Here is a 19,362-nt window from a genome sequence, read left to right on the forward strand (position 1 = left end):
GCGCCTAGGCGCCAAAAATTGATTTAATAATTTCAGCTTGCTCAAGCTTGTGGCGGTGAATAGAGCCCGTCGCTGGGGAAGATCTTTCCGGACGGCCTACATATTCAAAGCCCAACTTCATTCCCGCTTTTGCAACAACATCAGCGAACTTGAAGTACACAGACTGGAACGCGCCCATATTGCGCGGCTCTTCTTGCGCCCAGATCAATGTTTTAGCTTTAGGGTAAGATTTCAAAACTTCAGTCACTTGTTTAGCAGGGAACGGATAAAGCTGTTCAATGCGCACAAGGGCGATGTTTTCTTTTTTCGATTTTTCTCTTTCTTCAAGAAGCTCGTAATAGAACTTACCTGAAACAAAGACCACAGTATCAACTTTGGATTTATCAACTGTATCCGCGATCACTTCTTGGAAAGAACCTTTAGCCATTTCTTCTAAAGAAGAAACAGCTTTAGGATGTCTTAACAAAGATTTCGGTGAAGCGATGATTAATGGCTTACGGAAATCACGGTGCATTTGACGGCGAAGCGCGTGGAAGATTTGCGCTGGAGTCGTCAAGTTGCACACTTGCATATTGTTTTGTGCACAAGATTGTAAGAAGCGCTCAATACGGCAAGAAGAGTGCTCTGGCCCTTGACCTTCATAACCGTGAGGTAAAAGCATCACAAGGTTGCACATTTGTTGCCACTTAGCTTCACCCGCGGCGATGTACTGATCGATCACGATCTGTGCACCGTTTACGAAGTCACCAAATTGCGCTTCCCACATAACAAGAGCGCGAGGGTTCTGAACAGAATAACCGTATTCAAAACCAACAACACCGTATTCAGACAGAATACTTTCAGCCACCAAAAGTTTTGCTTTTGGATTGATGTCCGCAAGCGGGAAGTAAGCTTGGTTTGTTTTAAAATCATACATACCTGCATGACGGTGGGTGAATGTACCACGCACACAGTCTTCACCAGTCAAACGAACATCCGTGCCTTCAGATAATAAAGAACCGTAAGCAAGAAGCTCAGCCGTTCCCCAGTCGATCATTTCTTTACCAGTGCCCATCGCTTTACGCGTTTCCAAAAGTTTGATCAATTTTGGATGAGGAGTGAATGACTCTGGGTAAGAGGCTAATTTTTCACCGACCTTTTTCAAAGTCGCTAAATCAAATGTCGTGTTCGTTGCTTTTTCAAAATCAGCATCAGTCCCTTTACGAAGACCTTTCCAAGCGCCTTCGAATTTAAAATTCTTAAGCTTCGGTGGATTTTGTTTTGTTTCATCAAAGATCTTTTGCAGACGGTCCCAAGCATCTTGGTAAACTTTGTCAGCCGTTGCTTGGTCAATGCTGTTTTCAGCCGTCAATTTTTTAACGTAAAGTTCACGCACCGTAGGATGAGTTTTAATAAGCTCATACATTTTTGGCTGAGTGAACGCAGGCTCGTCACCTTCGTTATGACCGTATTTTCTAAAACAGATCATATTGATCACAACGTCTTTACCGAACTCTTGGCGATAGCGAAGAGCGATGTCCATTGCTTTTAAGCCGCTTTCAACATCATCACCATTCACATGAAGAACCGGTGTGAAAGTCATTTTCGCAGCATCAGAAGCGTAACGGGTAGAACGAGTGTCAAAACCGTTCGTCGTGAAACCAACTTGATTATCGATGATAATGTGTAAAGTACCACCGACAGTGTGAGATTTCACGCCAGCAAGTTGTAACACCTCTTGCACGATACCTTGACCGGCAAACGCCGCATCACCGTGAATCAAAACGGGAACCACATTTTTACGGAAAGCATCGCCACCCAGTTTGTCTTGGGCAGCTCTTGCCATACCCACAGTGATCGCATTCACAGTTTCTAAGTGTGAAGGATTGTACGCGATATTCACACGGCAAGTGCCGTTCGCTGTTTTCTTTTCAGAAGTGTAGCCTAAGTGATATTTTACGTCGCCGTCGAAGTCTTCAACGGGCTGCTCTAATGAAAGCGGACCGTTGAAATCACCGAACACATACTCTTCACCTTTACCAAAAAAGTTCACTAGCATGTTCACGCGACCACGGTGAGCCATACCTAAGAAAATTTCCTGAACTTTTTGGCCAGTGCCTTTTTCAACTAGATAATCCATCATCGGGATGATGGATTCACCACCTTCAACCGAGAAACGTTTTGTACCAACATAACGTTGGTGAATGAATTTTTCTAAAGTCTCAGCTTTGGTAAGACCTTTAAGCGCATTTTTCTTTTCATCAACTGAAACAGCGGCAGCTTTACCTTCAAACTGTTCAGTCAACCATGCTTGCTCTTTCGGAGAAGCATCAGAAGCTTGTAGCGCCAAAGTTCCGCAATAAGTTTTGCGAAGGTGAGCAATGATGTCAGCAAGGCTTGCACCTTGTTTGCCGATCAAAGAGCCTACTTGAAATTTTGCATTTAAATCTTTATCGCTTAAACCAAAACGCTTTAAAGAAAGTTGTTCACTGGTTTGTGGCGAATAAAGCGGATTGATGTTTGCTTCAAGGTGTCCGTCAGCGCGATAGGCTTGGATAAGTTGAAATACGGAAAGTTCTTTATCAGACATTCCGAATTTTCCTTCTTGGGCGAATTCAACGCCTTCGAAAAAACTTCTCCACTCTGTAGCTAAAGATTCTGGATTGGATTTAAAATCGGTGTAGAGCTGTTCGATGTACTCTAAGTTCGCGCGATTGATGCCACTGTTGTTCACGATGATCCTCACGTTCAATTTACGTCTTAATACGCGTGCTAATTTTTCAAAAACTGCGCTGTTTGTAACGCCTTAATGCGCAGCAAAAACACAAGCTTTTATAGCATGGTCATGATAGCTGTTTTTTATCTCGAAATGAAGGAGTTTAAGCTGTGTATAAGTTAGTACTGGTACGACACGGTGAGAGTGTGTGGAATCAAGAGAATCGCTTCACCGGTTGGGAAGACGTGGATCTTTCAGATAAAGGTCGAGCAGAGGCTCTAAAAGGTGGTAAAGCCCTCAAAGATAAAGGTTTTACCTTCGATATCGCTTATACAAGCTTATTGAAAAGAGCGATTAAGACTTTGAACTTTGTTTTAGATGAAACGGATCTAGTGTGGCTTCCAGTACACAAAGACTGGCGCTTAAACGAAAGACACTACGGTGGCCTTCAAGGTTTGAACAAAGCTGAAACTGCGGCTCGTCATGGCGAAGACCAAGTAAAAATCTGGCGTCGTAGTTACGATGTTCCGCCTCCAGCGATGGAAGCGACAGATCCTCGCCATCCTTCTAAAGATCCGCGTTACAAAAATGTGGACCCTAAACTTTTGCCTAGCTGTGAAAGTTTAAAAGACACAGTCGCGCGTTTTTTACCTTTATGGAGTGAGACGATTGCTCCTGCTATAAAATCAGGCAAAAAAGTTTTGATCGTCGCCCACGGAAACAGTTTGCGCGCATTAATGCAACATCTTGAAGGTATGACTCCAGATGAAATTATGGGGGTCAATATGCCAACTGGGATCCCGATGATGTATGAGTTGGACGCAAACTTTAAGGTCCTTAAAAAAGAATTTATCGGTGATCCGGAAGAAGTAAAAGCGGCGATTGAAGCGGTCGCAAATCAGGGGAAAGCGAAATAATTCGTTTTCACTGAAGGTGACTGTCTCACTCTGAGACTTTCCGGCCAACTGTCTTAAGTTTGATCTCCCTTGTGTCGATACGACATTAGGGAGATATGACTATGAAACCACTCAATAATAAAGGTAGTGCCTTTGTTCAGGCCCTCGTTGCCGTCGGTATTGTCGGTACGATGCTTTATTTTTTATCTCCAGAAGTTCTTAAGCATCGTCAACAAGTTCAAAAAACAGCTTCGATCATCACAGCCCGTTTAGCTTTGCATTCTATGGTGGATTTTACGTTGTTTGGTGTCAAACAGCGCTGGTGTTTTTCTAAAGATTGGATGCCAGAACCTTGCGGAGAAAGCTATCCGCCAACAATGGCGCAAATTCTAAATCATAAAAGATCTGTTGAAAGACTTTTGATGAAAAATGAAACCGTTGCATTCTTGCGCGGTATGGGTGTTGCGAACCCTGAATCTGTACCTCTTGATGTTATCGACGAACGAATCAATATTTCTTCTTTCAGTGCCTTGCATCCGGTTTATAAAATCATCGCAGATCTAAAAGGTTATAAAGTCGAAGCAATCCATGTGCGCATTGAAAAAGACCGACGCCAAATTATTCCAGAATACGGTCGTGAAGTTTATTTAAAAATCACAGTCAGCTTGTTAGACAGACAAGGTAAGCCTATTGAAATTGGCGCAAGCAAACTGCGCACGATTTCTTATGTCGGAGTTTATCCACGCGAAGTGGGAAGCTTTGCTTTGATGGTTGCTAATGACCTTCACTTAAATGAAACCGCGGGCAGCAGTGCGGGGGATGCGAATTTAAAACAATTTGGTTCAAGAAATGTGGCTGCAAAATGGAAGGGCCTAGTATTTGAAAGCCCTGTGTACGTCAACGGGGATGTTCATTTACCAAAAGCGCCAGACATCAAAGTTGATAAATCCAACGGCGACACAGTTTATACGCCAGTGACATTTAAAGAAAAATTAATTCTTGGTGGTGGCCAAGTCATGCGTAACGGGAAGGAATTTAAGCCTCGTTCTTCAGGAGCAGAGCTGGATCAATTCTGGGCCCATGTTCGTCAATTTGGTGGGTTCCAAAAAGGTGTTGAAGTCGACGGCGATCGTGATGAGGGTCTTGATTACCTGTCTGGTTATAAAACCGCTTCAGGGGCGGAAGATCCGCGCCTAATGGAAAAATGTATCTCGTACAATCTAGCTAAATATAATCTTAATAAAACAACAGATGCTGAGCTTACTGGTGAGCTTTTAAAGAACACCGGTTCAAAGGTTCAATACCGCATGGGTATGTCTGACAAGAACCGTTTCAATCCTCAGACGGGTGAAGTTGTTCGTCCTTCATTGCAGCAAGCCGGTTGGTTTGGTGAAATCTTAAAGGACTGGAGTTTAAATAAAAAAGACGGTGCGATTGCGCGCTATCAAATGAATTTCGGCAGAATGAAAGTCGTCGGGGAAATTCCAGATGACGGAACTGTGACCTTAGCGCCAGAAATTAATTTAAAGCAGTTAAAAGAGAGATTGGATCGACAAATCACGGATGCTGAGTCGAATTTGTTATTCCAAAAAAGTCAGGTTGATCAATTAGAAAAACAAATCCGCCGTACTGAAGATGATATCTCTGATATGCAAAGGGAACTTCGGGATGAGCAGAATGATAAAGTTCCAAACGTAGGCAAGATTGCACGTTTACGTTACGAAATTGATAATGCTGAATATCGCGTGCGCAATATGCGCAACCAACTAACGAAGCAAAAAAATGACGTGTATGAAGCAGAAACGAAACTATCGAATCTGCAAAGAACCCGTCGTGATGTTGCTAGTAAAGAAAATGTTCAGCCCAAAGTTCATATCACAATCAAAAAGCCGTTGGATCCAACCAAGCCAGGCAACAAAATGTCCAATCCATCTTTCCGTGATATGGAAGTGACATTTGAACATCCAGAAATGTTATTAAATTCTAACGGTGAGCCTTTAGATGTGTCATTGGCGTTTGAGGCTTATGACGTTTCATACTTCCAAGGTTCCTCTTTAAGAACTTGGTCGCAACAACAGTTGGGTAAAAACAAGGGTTGGTTGTTCTTTAGTCGTAACGGTGATGGCATGGCCGTATCACCTCGCTTAAGTACGGCTTTTGGTCAATCCAAGGGCAATCTTCCTGATGATGAAGATCCGTTTATTGATTATGACATTGCCTGTGCTCAGTTAGGATCAGGAAGTTCCTCTGCTTTCGGTGGAACGGATTGGTCTAAATCTTTTGCATCCAGTTCAAGACATTCTTGGTCGTTCACAAATAAATATGGTGAAGTGGATACGTTAGTATTTGACCATAACAATGCTTACCGCGCACCAAATGGTGGTGGTACGGCGGTGTTCACGGTGAAATCGATTGCGAAGAACTGCGTAATTAAAGACAGTGCCAACTTCGTTTCAGGATTCTTAAACTGTGAGCGTTTGGTGATTCAATCGCGCGCGACACCGCTAAGAATTATTGCTTCAATTATCGTGACCAAAGGGATCACCATTGCTGATGACGCGTACCAAGCGGGTATCACGTGGAGCACGATTTATCATCCCCAAGCGACTTTTGAACTTCGTCAGGCCAATGTTTTAAAAGGTCTAAATAACCAAGACTGTGCGACGATCAATCGTTATCCCGTATGGCATCCATATCCATCGATGTCAGATGTGGCGAACCTTTATCGTTGTAATTCTATTTCGTTACGTTCAAAAGCCGATCCATTCCGTTGGACTTCTGTTGATCCGGATTGTGGTTTGATGAACAACAGCAACTCGACAATGTGTAAAAACCGTTTGGTTCGCTTCTATGTTCTGGAAGTTTCAAGGGAGTCCGGCATATGAAGTCCATCATCAAGAATCAAAAAGGTATTTCGGTGCTAGAATCCCTGTTGGGATTAGCGATGATTACTTTGGTTGGCTCTTTCTTTATTTCAGGAACACTGTCGTTAAAGAAAGTAGCGAAAGAGAGTAAGACTAAAAATTCCCTTTACAAGCAAATCAACGACGTTATTGAAAGTATTCGTCCTAACGTGCGCATGTACCAGATCAACTATTTTAGTTCCGATCAAGAGCGCAACACCGCTTTAGCGTTAGAAGCCTTGCCGATGGCGTGGGGAAATGGGCTTATCAGCACAGCAGAAAAATGCAGTGGTTGTCCGGGACGCTTTGGATATGTCATTCAGACTTATCCAGGAATGAAAGGACTTTACCTAGTGACGGTGCGCTTAAGTCATCGTGACTGGGGCACACCGCCAGTAAACGGTCCTGCGGCTTACGGTTTCGTTGACTATCAATTTGTGGTGAATTCGCAATGAGGAATCAAAAAGGTTTTACTTTAGCAGAAATGGTTGTTGGTATCGCCCTCATGGGAATCATGGGGATGGTGGCGGCATCATTCTTTGTCTTTACGGCGAAAACAAAAAACGAAATCACCAACGACATTGAAGATTCAGTGGATAACATTATCGCTGAACGTATGCTGTTAAAGGATTTAAAGAATTCAGAGCCATCTTTTAACAACTTACTGACACTAGACGATCATGGTAATCGCTTCTTTGACTATGTTTCTGATCGCACAGATAAGAACGTAGATAACAGCGAACGCGTCTTTACTTTGACTGCAGCAGGCAAGAGTGAATTCATTTTCATTGCAACGTCAGATAAGATGGGTCCGGCCGTGATGTATACTCCGTCTATGGCGTATGATGTCGGGGCACCTTCTGGAAATCCCATGGTCGCATCAAATTTAAATTTCCGTTCACTTAATAAGAACGGAGCCTTAAATGTGACCGATCCCGATGAGCCTACAAGAAGACTTTGGACGCCAGGAAGAATTTTAATGTTAGATTCGCCAGCGCTAGTCAGAGAGATGACAGCAACGGGCCCCAACTACAGTCGTCCGGCGCGATCACCGATTTTTCTTGGTGTGATTCCGTCAGAAGGCGAAGTGCGCTTGGCGCCAGTTATTTTAGGAAACATTTTAGATAGATCAAATCCGATGTATCCAAATGAGACGATTACTGATGAAGATAAGTTCTTAAGAGATATACCGCCAATGGGCGGAGCTGCGCCGATTGTGCGCTTGAAACCTGTGATGATCATCAAGTATTATTTAGCTAGGGATAAAATGGGGAAAGTCAATCTTATGCGATCCACTTTCAATGGGCAGCAGTTCATGGATGCTCAATTGTTTGCCGCAGATATTGAAAGCGTCGTATTTAGTCGTCGGGATGCACACGATTCGTTAATTTATTATCGAATTGTTCGTTCCGCGAAGAAATAAGTGCCAGAGGGGGCCTTGTATGTTTGGGAAAAAAATCTTTTTCATTCCGATGATCGCAGCGGTGGTAAGCCCAGCTTATGCCGAACAAGAACCTGCTTCTGTTAATTCCGGTGCCGGCGCAACGGCAGGCTTTCAAGGGGTTGTCCTTTCTGGACAAGCTTCAAGAGCAGGCGAAAGCGGTATTTCAATTAATATCTCTAATAGTTGTTTTGGAACGAACTTGCGTCACGTTTCAAATCCGATTGCTCCAACATCTGATGTCGTATTTTATCTTACGTTGAATGATAAAGGCACACTTCGCCAATACACGGTGAAATACCCAGCGCGGGTTGTGTCGATGGCAGGCAATGAATCTGTGATGGCAATTCCAGGAGGCGATGTTTCTGGGGGCGCAACAGCATCTTATGCCGGTAATAATGTGCGCATTAATATTCCAATTAATTTCACTACCAAAGTGGATGAAGCAGGTAACATCAGTGATGACTTTGATGTCAAACTTCAAAGCGTTCGCTTTAAACAAGAGTTTGCTCCGGGCCAAGGGGCTCGTGGTGAGTACATGGGTTATAACGGGGACCTTTCAGGTAACGTTTATACTAGCAACTCTAAAGATGGTAAGAACTATTCTGTATCTGCTTTTTTCCCAGGTGAAAATGGGTTCTGTGGTGGTTACTTCTCGCCATTGATGGTTTTCTTTGATGATAAAAGACCGCAATTTTCTGCGACAGTGGATTTCCCTTTGAATCCTTCCGGTCAAACTATGTGGCCTGAAAAAGGTTCACCGGGTGCGTTCATTGCCCTAGATCGCGATGGGAATAAAAAGATCACTAAAGCAGAAGAGCTTTTTGGTAACCAAGGTGATAAGTTCGCCAACGGTTTTGAAGTTCTTAAAGAGCTAGATTCAAACAAAGACTCTGTGATTGATGCTAAAGATGCCGATTTTGCGAAGTTATTGTTATGGTCTGATAACGGTGACGGGGTTTCAGCAGCCAAAGAATTGGTGCCACTAAAATCAAAAGTGAAATCGATCTCATTAAAATATGAAGCTGGAACAGTGAATGCCCTTGGTGATCGCGCTGAAGTGCGCGAGCGCAGTACCTTTGTCTTTGTAGAAAAAGGCAAAGAAAAGCAAGGCGTAGTTCTAGATATGTGGTTTGCTCCACGCGTGAAACAAGCTCAGAAATAATCTTGAATAAAATGATATCTAATAAAAGCGGAGCCAAAAGCTCCGCTTTTTTCATTTAACATAGGACCTTTGCTTGTTGGCGGTATTATAAGCCTTGCTTCATAATTAGGGGGATAGGAGGCTGTTATGGCTGCTCCCCTGATGGATTCCCCCAAGCAACCCCATGTGGGTCGTCCAAGCCAATTTGAAGAATACATAAATGAATTTGAAAAAGATGAAGGCCCGGCGATCAAAGATGAATTCATGGAGCCTGTCATCCCTGTAGATCTTAAACACGTCAAAGAGGGTTTTTTAATCACCGTTCAACTGCCAGAAGCCGTTGATAGCGGCCATATTAAGATGAACGTGGAAGAAGGCATTTTAACGATTCTTTTGCCAAAATCAGAAGAAACACAAAGTCATTCCTAGAATCCCCCCGTGCCCTATGTTTGAATGCATTCATGGGCACACTCTTAAAAAATATCTCGACACTTTTGACTCTTGCTCCCGCTGCTGCCAAAGGCGGGCGTGGAGTTAAAGAAGCTGATTTAGGCATCCTATCAAACGCAAGTCTTCTTATTGAAAAAGATAAGATCGCATGGGTGGGGACGGATAAAAAACTTCCTAAAGAGTTCGCTAAAAAAAATCACAAAGAAATAAACATGAAGGGCCGCACAGTGCTGCCTGGATTTGTAGAGTGCCACACCCATTTGATTTTTGCGGGCAATCGCGCGGCTGAATTTGAAATGCGCAATCAAGGGGCGTCTTATCAAGAAATTGCAGCTAAAGGCGGCGGTATTTTGTCGACAATGAAAAACACCCGCAGTGCTTCTTTGAATGATCTAGTCAAAACCGGGCAGCAGCGGGCTGATCATTTTATATCTCAAGGTGTAACAACTTTAGAAATTAAATCAGGGTATGCGCTGAATTTGAAAGATGAACTAAAGTGTTTACAAGCAGGGCAAAAAATTTCTGGTCTGCGCACAGTGAATACGTTCTTAGGCGCCCATGCTTTGCCGCCGGAATATAAAACCTACGAAGAATATTTAAGCTTTCTGGCTGATGAGGTTTTACCTGTTGTCGCGAAAAAGAAATTGGCGCGCCGGGTGGATGTTTTCGTTGAAAAGGGATTCTTCCCTGTTGAAGCCTCTGAAAAATACCTGCGTAAAGCGCAAAGCTTAGGTTTTGATCTCTTAGTGCATGCCGATCAGCTTTCATTAAGTGGGGGAAGTGATCTTGCCGTGAAGTTAGGGGCCTTGTCAGGGGATCACCTGTTGCAAGTCACAGAAAAAGAAATTTCATCTTTAGCTAAATCAGAAGTAACAGCAGTTCTTTTGCCGGCTGCGGATCTGTATATGAAAGTGAAATACCCAGCCGCTCGACAGATGATCGATGCGCGGGCTCGAGTTGCTTTAGCAACAGATTTTAATCCCGGCACCTCACCAACTCAGGATTTAAATTTAGTGGGTTTACTTGCGCGCTTAGAAATGAAAATGACTTTGCCAGAAGTGATCACTGCCTACACAGTGGGGGCTGCTCACGCTCTTAATTTACAAGGGGAAGTTGGATCTTTAGAGGTCGGAAAGTCTGCTGATATTTTGTGCATTGAACAAGATTGGAAGACTTTATTTTACAGCGTTGGTGAGTCGTCAAAGAAGCTTGTTTTTCAGAGTGGAAAAAAGGTTTTCACCAATCTTTAATAGCTGTTCGCGTCACAAAATTGTCACAAAATTTAAGAATCTTAAAATTTCCTTTGAATAATGACCCCTTTTCTTCCTAGTCTTGGGGAAAGGGCGGATCTGTTTGGGGGGAAGAAGCATGAGATCGTCATACACCACATTGATGCAGTCGAAGTATTTTAATCCTGCGTTTAATAGTGCCATCTTTGATGGACCACTTCGCATATACTTTGCTCAGTTTCATGAGGCTCTTGCTTTAAAAATTTATTTTCTAGTTCAGCAGAAATTGACTGATGAAGTAGTCAAAGCCAAGGAAGCCTCAAAAGCTTCAGGCGCAAACATCTTAGTGATGATTTATCCAACCACAGATGCTTTCGGATTGTCCTTTGAGTCGGCGACACATCCTCCGGGACCATTGATGGTTGAAAAGTGGCGCGAAGATGTGGTTGTGGGACTAAAAGGGCCTATTGAAGACGAGAACCTAGACCTTTTAATTGATACGCTTCGTCTTACAATGATCAACTGGCGTCCAGCCCCTCTAGAGGCGACTTCCGCTCCTGCGGAACTGTGATAGACTGCATAAATGAAGAAAAACAATAAAGGTCAAATCGTGGTGGAGTACGTACTCCTCCTCGTTGTAGCAACAGGGGTTGCAGCCTTCCTGATAAGCCAGCTGGTCAGCAGAAATCCTGATGAGCCTGGTATTCTTGTAGCTAAATGGCACGGCATTTTGAAAGTCGTTGCGGACGATAAACCTGACGCTAGAAAAAAATAAAAGAAGCAGGCACCCTCAATTACAAAAAGGGATTGCCACGTTTTGTTAGTTCTTCTTCGATAGCTTGCTGCATTTTATCCTGAATATTTTCTGCTATCTCGTGCACTAACTCAGAATCGTTCACTGCATTTGGTTTGTAAGGTAGGTGAATCGGTTCTAAGAATCTGATTCTCCATTTTGCTGGCAGGGGAATAATGTTTAATGGTAACGGGATCACTGTTCCTTTTAAGAACTTTGTGAATTTTAACTGCTTTAGATTGATATGTGTTTCTTCTGCACCTAAAACTACCACTGGAACAATCGGGCTTTGGGTTTCAAGCGCCATTCTAACAAAACCGCGCTTAAATTCTTGAAGTTGATAGCGTTTGGAAGTGGGTTTGAAGTTTCCTTGTTCGCCCTCAGGGAATAAAACGATGGCATTGCCTTTTTTCAGAGCGTTTATTCCGTTTTCATAAGTAGCTTCAGTAAAACCCATTTTGTGAGCGGGGATCGCAGTGGTTTCAGTTAAAAACCAAAAGTGATGAGTTAAAACTCTTGGCACGCGCTTGGCTTCTTGCTGAACGATGTGTCCTAATAAGAAAGCATCAAAGCCGGAAAAACCAGAGTGATTCGGCGCAATGATGACAGCACCCTTGCGGGGAATGTTCTCAATGCCAGAAATCTCCATGCGAAAATATTTGCGCAGAATTTCTAACAGAAAACGTGGCAACACGCGAAATATCAAAGTATCTCGATCGAGGTTGCGAAGTCCGAAGATTTTTTCGTTGGGTTTCTGCAAGAAATTCTTCATTATTATAGTTATTGTTTATGTGAGGAATACCTATGTCTAGATTTATCATGGCAATCGATCAAGGGACAACCAGCTCTCGAACTTGCATTATCAATCAAGCCGGAGGTCTTGTCGCCGAAGCCCGCGAAACCTTCAAACAGATTTTTCCAAAGCCGGGATGGGTAGAGCATGACCCTGAGGACATCTGGTACTCCACACAACGTTCAATGCGTTTGGCCTTAGAAAAAGCCAAAATCAAAGGTTCGCAAATTCACGCCATCGGCATCACCAATCAACGTGAAACGGTGATGTTGTGGGATAAAAAATCAGGGAAAGCCATTCATAATGCCATCGTCTGGCAATGCCGTCGCACCCAAGATCTTTGTGAGAAACTTAAGAAAAATAAAAAAGAAAAAATGATCACAGCGAAAACGGGTTTGGTGTTGGACCCATATTTTTCTGGAACAAAAATTCAATGGCTTTTAAAGAATGTTCCCCAGGCCGCTGCGAAAGCCAAAAGTGGAGAGACCGTTGCTGGCACCGTAGATACTTTCTTATTATGGAAGCTGACCAACGGAAAGTCCCATAAAACCGATGTAAGTAATGCTTCGCGCACAATGCTAATGAACATTCACACGGGCTGGTGGGATGAAGAATTATTAAAGCTTCTGCAAGTGCCTGAATCGATTCTGCCTGAAATCTGTCCTTCCAACGCAGATTTTGGTGTGACCCAAGGACTTGGATTTTTGCCTGATGGGGTTCCAATAACAGGAATCGTCGGGGATCAGCAGGCGGCGTTGTTCGGTCAAGCTTGTTATGATTTAGGTGAAGCAAAATGTACTTTCGGTACCGGAAGCTTCTTACTTTTAAACACTGGCAAAAAAGCGGTGAAATCTAAAAACAAACTTCTTACAACGATTGCTTGGAAATTAAAAAATCAAGAAATGACCTACGCCCTTGAAGGGGGCGCCTTCGTTTGCGGAGCAGCGGTGCAGTGGCTGCGCGATGGCTTAGGGCTATTTCAAGCAAGTTCTGATATTGAAGCTTTAGCTAAAACGGTGGAAGACACTCAAGGAGTCGAGTTCGTACCGGCCTTAACTGGTTTAGGTGCTCCACATTGGCAGCCAGAAGCCCGCGGGGTGATCAGTGGTTTAACTCGGGGAAGCACTAAAGCCCACATTGCGCGGGCCACTCTTGAGGCCATGGCTTTGCAGAATGTCGACATCCTTGTGACCATGCAAAAAGACCTAGGCAAAAAGTTGAAAGGCGTGAAGGTTGACGGAGGCGCTGCTGCGAATGATCTTTTAATGCAGCTTCAAGCTGATTATTGCGGCGTTAATGTGGTTAGACCTAAAAACTTAGAAACAACGGCGTTAGGTGCTGCGTTTATGGCAGGCCTTGGTTCTGGCCTATGGAAAGACATCAAAGAAATCAAAAAAGTGTGGGCCATCGATAAAGAATTCAAAGTGAAAATGAACAGTAAAGATCGCAAGGCGCGCATGCAACGCTGGGAAACGGCGCTTAAGAAAGTATAAGATTAAATGAATTCTGATAACGGCCAGACGATTTTTAAGAAAATTTCTATCTCGGAAAAGAAAATGATTTTTCGCGAGGTCGCCCATGACAAAGTTCAGGTGGTCGTGAAGGGGAAAGATCGTATTTTTCATTTGATTGCTGTACAAAGCGAAAAAGATGAAGCTTTGATGTGCCACCATACGGCGGATTCCAAGGACATTAAGGAAAATCAAGAAGTTCTGGTGAACTTTGCTTTTAAAACAGAACGTTACTTTATTCAGACGGAACTTTATTTTGAAGCAGGATGGGCGGTTTTAAAAATTGACAAGGAACTATTTCAACTGCAAAGGCGCGCAAATTTCCGCGTCGATATTCCGGCAAAGTACGATGCTATTTTTAACTTTACCGAACATCAGGGTAAAAAATATTTCTTTGATTGCAAAGTGAAGGATGTCAGTGCCGGCGGTTTTAAAATGGAACTAGGTGGCGATCCCGTTTTAAAGATCGGCGATAAAGTCAAAGGCCACTTAAGAATCGGCAACCGCAGGCCCTTAGAATTTGAAGTGGAAGTGCGGTTTAGCTCGATGAAGGAAGCTGAAGATAAAAAACAACAGATCGCTGGCGTTCAGTTCTTAAATGTTGAAAAAATCACCGAATCAAAACTGATGACCGTGATTACAGATTTACAGCGCGAGATCTTTTTAAAGTATCCTAAAAAGAATTAATCGCGACGCTTAAATTGTTCAAGCTCGCGCACTTTTTCAGTCATATTTTGCAAGCGATCGACAAAAGTCTTCATCATGCATTCAGCCCATGTAGGAAGCTCTGACATCAGCTGCTGAAATCCATCTTCAGAAACTTTAACTAAGACCACATCCGTCACCGCTTGGGCCGTCGCCGAACGGGGAGATTTTGAAATAAGCGCAAACTCGCCAAAAGATTCTCCGTCGACGACCTCGCAAATAGGAATTCTTGCGCCGGTACTGTCTTTAGTGAAAATTTGAATGACACCACTTTCTACGATATAGAAATGATTTTCGATATCGCCTTCAAAGAAAATATAGTCACCGGGCTTATAAGACTCTTTTAAAATAGCATCCATGTTGCTCCGATCGGTCGCCGAGTCCTCGCCTTGCGCTTGGACCTTTCTCGCCAACCTTCGTCAGTGAGAGTATTTAGGTTATAATAATCTGCTAGGATCTTTCACGTTTTTTGTGAAAGAGATCTTATCGAAGGCACCAAATTTATTTTCCTCTGTGCGTTGGTCTAGAGAAACTCCTTCCCACTTTGGTCTTTGAGAGTCACAATTTTTACAGGTATAGGTCGTTTAGTTTTCGATTTTGCCAGGGATATTCGGTATCATTATTAGATACGCGTTACAAGGATTGTACACATGAAGAATGCGCTCGCTGGTTTGCACTCTGGCTTTGCCAAAGTAGTTTTAGTTTTTTCTCTATCAATAAGCTCCACAGTTGGAGCACAGTTACCAGCTCTTCCAGCTCCTAAAAATGATCTGGAGGCTTTTAAAAAGGCTTTAGAACAATACAAAACGGCTAAATACGACGAAGCGATTCCAGCTTTCGAAAATATCTTAAAAGAGAAAATCACTCTTGAAGAATACGCGCGCTTTTACTTGGCGCAGTCGTACATGAAAAAAGCCCAATGGGATCAGGCTGAAGCTGAATTCAAAAAAGTTTTGGATCTATCGCCAAACGTTAAAATGTCTATTGAGACAAACAATCTTTTAGGCCAAGTCGCTTTAGAAAAGAAAAACTTTAAATTAGCTAGTAACTATTTTCTTAAACTAGAAAAGCGCACTCGTTCAACCGAAGAATATCCCGACGTGATTTACAATTTAGCTGTGACTGAAAAAGGTTTGCAGCGCCACGGTCAGATGTGTAAATGGCTTACAAAGCTTTATGAAAAGTATCCTGCTTACCACAAAGTGGCTAACTGGAGCGTGGATTTAGCTGCCAATGAATTTGAAGGAAAGCCATCGGATTGCAACGTCACGACGGAGGACTTCCGCACGCGCGTTCGTCATATGCTTTTTGCGGGTCTTGACCAAAAAGCCCAAGCTGAAATCAATCTGATGAAAGCAAAGCTTGCGAAGACTGATAAATATCTTGCCGATAAACTGCAGGCGCAATTTTTCTTACAAGAAGGTGAGTTGGTTAAGGCCGTTGATCTTTTAAAGCCTTATTATGAATCTAATAAAAAGAACTTCGACTACTTGATTCTGTTTGGATCAGCCACAGCTCGCGCCGGTGAAGTGCAGTTGGCAGTAGGTTCTTATTATACTGCTTATAAATTAAGCCCACGTTCTAAAACAGGCCGTCAGGCTTTGTACCAATCGGCCTTCTTAAGTTACCAGTTCCAAGATTACGATGGCGCAGCTCGCAGGTTCCAAGAGTTTATGAAGGCTTATCCTAAATCAGGATTAAACCGCGATGCTCAGTGGCACTTAGCGTGGCTTAAGTATCTTAAGGGCGACTACCAAGGTTCCTTCAAAGCTTTTGCGAACATGACTGCGCGAAAAGGCAAAAAGTCTATACCGCAAGACAGAGTGAATTATTGGATGGCGATGAGTCTTTACCGCCAAGGTAAGGTAGAACCAGCAAAAGTGATGTTAGAAAACTTAGCGAAAGATCCTTTGATGGGGTACTACTCTATCGCGGCTTCTTCACGCTTAAAGAAAATGGGTGAAATCCAGATTCCGAAAGTTATTCTTTCTTCTAATTTACCAACGACCCCACGTATGATTTCTCGCTTTTCAGCAAGCGAGTTTTTAATGCCATCCATGCCTGATGATTATCGTGGTGATGAATCTGAATCGGAAGAAAACCTAATTCTAACTCAGTATTCAGCTGATGACGAAAAAGGTGACGATGATGAAGGTGAAACTCCAGACAATGCCGACTTAAAAGCAGTTGGCGTGGCTGAAGAAAATAGCGTTGAAGCCACTGAAAACGTAACGACCTTCAGTAATCCTGCATTGATGAAACGTTTTGAGCGTGCTCGTGACATGATGATCCTTGGTGAATACGAATGGGCTCGTTGGGACTTATTTGATATTGAAAAGAAAACATCAAATCGCGATTACCTTCGTACCTTGATGACAGAATACAACACTGCGGGGCACTTCAACCGTTCTTCTTACATTGCGCAAATCAACTTTGCTGGGCAACGAGCAGCCCATGGTTTAGGCGGTATTCGATATCTTTGGGAACTGGCGTACCCACGCGCTTATTCAGAGCAAGTTGAAAAATACACAAAGAAGTTCTCAGTTCCTGAAGAACTTGTTTGGGGTATCATGCGCGCTGAAACGAATTACCGTAAAGATGCAATCTCTCCAGTAGGGGCGTTGGGCCTAATGCAGGTCATGCCATTCACTGGTTATAAAGTTGCAAGCCTTTTAGGTGAAAAAGAATTTAAAGTTCCAATGCTTCTGCAACCTGAAACTTCTGTGAAAGTGGGATCCCGTTATTTAAAACGTCTGATGGATCGTTTTGAAAACACAATTCCTCTAGTAGCTGCTGGTTACAATGCTGGCCCTCACAGAGTAAAAAACTGGTTAGTAGGTTTTGGTAACCTTGAAACGGATGAGTTCATTGAACACATTCCGTTTTTAGAGACTCGCAATTACGTGAAGCGCGTGGTTTCTAATGCTCATATTTATTCTCAACTTTACGGCAACAAAAAAGATCTTTTCCCTTACATGGCAGGCGCTGTACCTGTGAAAGTGAATACTGAAATCGTAGGGAAGGAAAACTGGGATGACATTTGAGTGTTAATGTAGTTCGTTTTGTTTTTAAAAAGTCGATCGAACTTATAGCGTCGCTAGCCTTGCTAGGGACGCTTACCTTTTTTATGCTTAAAGCCCTTCCGGGCGGTCCCTTTGATGAAGATTTCGCGCTTAATCCTTTAGTAAAAGAAAAATTGATGCAACACTGGAAGGTCGAAGCCTCTGGTGGTGCGCAGTTTATTTCCTACATTAGTGGTTTAGTGAAAGGCGATCTTGGCGTATCTATGGCGCGCCCTGATCGCACAGTGGTAGAGATTATTTCCCAAGGTGTGCAGAATACGCTGTTTTTAAATTGCTTTGCTTTGCTGTTTATTTTGGTTGGTGCTTTTTTAATTTCATTATTAGCCATTCGTTTTCAAGGGAAAGTCCTAGAGCAAGTGATCGATCAAGGGGTGATCGCCTTTTTATCGCTACCAAGTCTGTTTTGGGGTCCTCTTTTAATTTATCTTTTTGGATTTTACTTTAATCTCTTACCGGTGGCTTTCTTAACGACACCTCAGCATTATATTTTACCGATTCTAACTTTAAGCCTTCGTCCCTTGGCTTCGCTTGTGCGCTTACTTAAAAATTCCCTGACTGATAATTTTGGTCACGATTACGTCAGAACGGCGCGGGCTAAAGGGGTGGGGACGTGGCAGATATTGTTCTTTCACGTTTTAAAGAATTCCATGATTCCTTTTTTAAGTTACGTCGGGCCGTTGATTGTAGGCCTGCTTTCTGGTTCGTTCTTAGTGGAACTGCTGTTTGCGGTGCCCGGATTAGGCAGTGAGTTCGTCAGTGCACTCAATGACCGCGATTATACTTTGATCATGGGATTAACATTGTTTTACGGAACTTTATTAATTTTAGTAAACATCTTCGTCGACGTATTATTAAAGTTCGTAGACCCACGGTTAAGGGAGGAAGTGTGAAAAAAGTCTTCCTGACCTTTGCGATCTTATTCCTATCTTTACTGGGTCTATTGATAGTTTTCGCGCCATTATTGGGAATGGGTACAGGCTTAGAACAAGATGTAGAAAACATCTTAGTCAGTGCCAATAAAAATCATTGGTTTGGAACAGACTCGTTAGGGCGTGATGTTTTCAGTAGAGTCGTGCTTGGCGGAAGAATTTCACTTTTAGTAGGTTTACTTTGTTCATTCCTCTCATTTTTAATCGGCTTTACCTACGGAGCCGTTGCCGGCTGGTTTGAAGGAATTGTCGACCGCGTACTGATGCGCTTCTGCGATATCCTGATGGCCATCCCAAGTTTTATTTTAGTTTCCATCTTGTGTATGACTTTGCAAATTGTTCTTCCAGTGGAAGATAACTTCACTAAAGCTTTATTAAGTCTATGCGTGGGGATTTCAGCAACTCACTGGATGGGCTTAGCCCGCGTGACCAGAGGAATGGTTTTAGAAATCAGACGAAAGCCCTTCGTTGAAGCAGCAGTGGCTTTAGGTGGTACAAGACTGCACATCATGCTTCGTCATATCCTGCCGAACATGTTTGGCACTTTGTTGTTATTAATTGCCATGCAAATTCCAACGAACATCCTGTATGAAAGCTTCATGAGTTTTGTGGGATTAGGAATTCACCCGCCATACACAAGCTGGGGAATTTTAGTAAAAGAGGGATGGAAAACTCTTTCAAGCTTTCCACATCTGATCCTTTTCCCATCGATGGTTTTATTTCTAACGGTATGGAGCTTTCACATTATTTTAGATCATGTGAAAGCGAAGTTAAGATTGTAAACGTCGAC

17 protein-coding genes are annotated in these 19,362 nt (G+C 43.0%); 14 read left to right on the forward strand and 3 right to left on the reverse strand.

Annotation, left to right across the window (positions count from 1 at the left end):
* Positions 1-4 precede the first annotated feature (4 nt).
* The gene (locus tag MNR06_RS00555) at positions 5-2,713 is read right to left on the reverse strand and encodes a 2-oxoglutarate dehydrogenase E1 component (RefSeq protein ID WP_243537882.1); all 2,709 of its coding nucleotides are present in this window, start codon (positions 2,711-2,713) and stop codon (positions 5-7) included.
* Positions 2,714-2,865: 152 nt separating this feature from the next.
* Between MNR06_RS00555 and gpmA the strand changes: the two genes are divergently transcribed.
* From gpmA to MNR06_RS00600, 9 genes are all read left to right on the forward strand, one after another.
* Positions 2,866-3,612, forward strand: a complete 747-nt coding sequence (gene gpmA / locus MNR06_RS00560) for a 2,3-diphosphoglycerate-dependent phosphoglycerate mutase (RefSeq protein WP_243537883.1) — start codon at positions 2,866-2,868, stop codon at positions 3,610-3,612.
* Between the two features lie 101 nt (positions 3,613-3,713).
* Positions 3,714-6,476: a hypothetical protein gene (locus MNR06_RS00565; RefSeq protein ID WP_243537884.1), complete on the forward strand. Its 2,763-nt coding sequence runs from the start codon at positions 3,714-3,716 to the stop codon at positions 6,474-6,476.
* Positions 6,473-6,949: a hypothetical protein gene (locus tag MNR06_RS00570; protein ID WP_243537885.1), complete on the forward strand. Its 477-nt coding sequence runs from the start codon at positions 6,473-6,475 to the stop codon at positions 6,947-6,949. Before MNR06_RS00565 ends, MNR06_RS00570 begins: the two co-directional genes overlap by 4 nt.
* Positions 6,946-7,917: a pilus assembly FimT family protein gene (locus tag MNR06_RS00575; RefSeq protein WP_243537886.1), complete on the forward strand. Its 972-nt coding sequence runs from the start codon at positions 6,946-6,948 to the stop codon at positions 7,915-7,917. Before MNR06_RS00570 ends, MNR06_RS00575 begins: the two co-directional genes overlap by 4 nt.
* Before the next feature lie 19 nt (positions 7,918-7,936).
* Positions 7,937-9,100 (forward strand): EF-hand domain-containing protein, encoded by a 1,164-nt coding sequence (locus MNR06_RS00580; RefSeq protein WP_243537887.1) that lies wholly within the window; start codon positions 7,937-7,939, stop codon positions 9,098-9,100.
* A gap of 126 nt (positions 9,101-9,226) precedes the next feature.
* Positions 9,227-9,508 (forward strand): Hsp20 family protein, encoded by a 282-nt coding sequence (locus tag MNR06_RS00585; RefSeq protein ID WP_243537888.1) that lies wholly within the window; start codon positions 9,227-9,229, stop codon positions 9,506-9,508.
* Between the two features lie 32 nt (positions 9,509-9,540).
* Positions 9,541-10,779 carry an imidazolonepropionase gene (hutI, locus tag MNR06_RS00590; RefSeq protein WP_243537889.1) on the forward strand — a complete coding sequence of 413 codons (1,239 nt, stop codon included), beginning with the start codon at positions 9,541-9,543 and terminating at the stop codon, positions 10,777-10,779.
* Positions 10,780-10,897: 118 nt separating this feature from the next.
* Positions 10,898-11,329: a hypothetical protein gene (locus MNR06_RS00595; RefSeq protein WP_243537890.1), complete on the forward strand. Its 432-nt coding sequence runs from the start codon at positions 10,898-10,900 to the stop codon at positions 11,327-11,329.
* 12 nt (positions 11,330-11,341) lie between these two features.
* On the forward strand, positions 11,342-11,533 hold the full coding sequence (locus MNR06_RS00600; RefSeq protein ID WP_243537891.1) for a hypothetical protein: 192 nt from the start codon (positions 11,342-11,344) through the stop codon (positions 11,531-11,533).
* A 19-nt stretch (positions 11,534-11,552) separates the two neighbouring features.
* On the opposite strand, the gene MNR06_RS00605 is transcribed toward MNR06_RS00600, so the two are convergent.
* A complete protein-coding gene (locus MNR06_RS00605) occupies positions 11,553-12,311 on the reverse strand; it encodes a lysophospholipid acyltransferase family protein (protein WP_243537892.1) in 759 nt (252 codons plus the stop codon).
* Positions 12,312-12,355: 44 nt separating this feature from the next.
* On the opposite strand from MNR06_RS00605, the gene glpK reads away from it, so the two are divergent.
* Positions 12,356-13,837, forward strand: coding sequence for a glycerol kinase GlpK (gene glpK, locus MNR06_RS00610; protein ID WP_243537893.1), 1,482 nt, complete (start codon positions 12,356-12,358; stop codon positions 13,835-13,837).
* 6 nt (positions 13,838-13,843) lie between these two features.
* On the forward strand, positions 13,844-14,542 hold the full coding sequence (locus tag MNR06_RS00615; RefSeq protein ID WP_243537894.1) for a flagellar brake protein: 699 nt from the start codon (positions 13,844-13,846) through the stop codon (positions 14,540-14,542).
* Here the strand turns inward: MNR06_RS00615 and MNR06_RS00620 are convergent.
* Positions 14,539-14,919, reverse strand: coding sequence for a Crp/Fnr family transcriptional regulator (locus MNR06_RS00620; RefSeq protein WP_243537895.1), 381 nt, complete (start codon positions 14,917-14,919; stop codon positions 14,539-14,541). The genes MNR06_RS00615 and MNR06_RS00620 overlap by 4 nt on opposite strands.
* 291 nt (positions 14,920-15,210) lie before the next feature.
* Between MNR06_RS00620 and MNR06_RS00625 the strand changes: the two genes are divergently transcribed.
* The 3 genes from MNR06_RS00625 to MNR06_RS00635 all read left to right on the forward strand — a co-directional run bounded on the left by MNR06_RS00625 (position 15,211) and on the right by MNR06_RS00635 (position 19,354).
* Positions 15,211-17,604: a transglycosylase SLT domain-containing protein gene (locus MNR06_RS00625; protein WP_243537896.1), complete on the forward strand. Its 2,394-nt coding sequence runs from the start codon at positions 15,211-15,213 to the stop codon at positions 17,602-17,604.
* A gap of 83 nt (positions 17,605-17,687) precedes the next feature.
* Positions 17,688-18,533, forward strand: a complete 846-nt coding sequence (locus tag MNR06_RS00630; RefSeq protein WP_243537897.1) for an ABC transporter permease — start codon at positions 17,688-17,690, stop codon at positions 18,531-18,533.
* Entirely contained in the window at positions 18,530-19,354 is an 825-nt protein-coding gene (locus MNR06_RS00635; RefSeq protein WP_243537898.1) for an ABC transporter permease, read from the forward strand. The genes MNR06_RS00630 and MNR06_RS00635 overlap by 4 nt, the downstream gene beginning before the upstream one ends.
* Positions 19,355-19,362: the final 8 nt, after the last annotated feature.

The sequence above is a fragment of the Bdellovibrio reynosensis genome (assembly GCF_022814725.1).
Lineage (GTDB): Bacteria > Bdellovibrionota > Bdellovibrionia > Bdellovibrionales > Bdellovibrionaceae > Bdellovibrio > Bdellovibrio reynosensis.

Coding starts and splice junctions, on each gene's coding strand:
- hutI (WP_243537889.1), top strand. CDS start 9,541: ATGGGCACACTCTTAAAAAATATCTCGACACTTTTGACTCTTGCTCCC.
- glpK (WP_243537893.1), top strand. CDS start 12,356: ATGTCTAGATTTATCATGGCAATCGATCAAGGGACAACCAGCTCTCGA.
- MNR06_RS00570 (WP_243537885.1), top strand. CDS start 6,473: ATGAAGTCCATCATCAAGAATCAAAAAGGTATTTCGGTGCTAGAATCC.
- MNR06_RS00585 (WP_243537888.1), top strand. CDS start 9,227: ATGGCTGCTCCCCTGATGGATTCCCCCAAGCAACCCCATGTGGGTCGT.
- MNR06_RS00575 (WP_243537886.1), top strand. CDS start 6,946: ATGAGGAATCAAAAAGGTTTTACTTTAGCAGAAATGGTTGTTGGTATC.
- MNR06_RS00625 (WP_243537896.1), top strand. CDS start 15,211: ATGAAGAATGCGCTCGCTGGTTTGCACTCTGGCTTTGCCAAAGTAGTT.
- MNR06_RS00620 (WP_243537895.1), bottom strand. CDS start 14,919: ATGGATGCTATTTTAAAAGAGTCTTATAAGCCCGGTGACTATATTTTC.
- MNR06_RS00580 (WP_243537887.1), top strand. CDS start 7,937: ATGTTTGGGAAAAAAATCTTTTTCATTCCGATGATCGCAGCGGTGGTA.
- MNR06_RS00595 (WP_243537890.1), top strand. CDS start 10,898: ATGAGATCGTCATACACCACATTGATGCAGTCGAAGTATTTTAATCCT.
- MNR06_RS00565 (WP_243537884.1), top strand. CDS start 3,714: ATGAAACCACTCAATAATAAAGGTAGTGCCTTTGTTCAGGCCCTCGTT.
- MNR06_RS00615 (WP_243537894.1), top strand. CDS start 13,844: ATGAATTCTGATAACGGCCAGACGATTTTTAAGAAAATTTCTATCTCG.
- MNR06_RS00630 (WP_243537897.1), top strand. CDS start 17,688: ATGCTTAAAGCCCTTCCGGGCGGTCCCTTTGATGAAGATTTCGCGCTT.
- MNR06_RS00600 (WP_243537891.1), top strand. CDS start 11,342: ATGAAGAAAAACAATAAAGGTCAAATCGTGGTGGAGTACGTACTCCTC.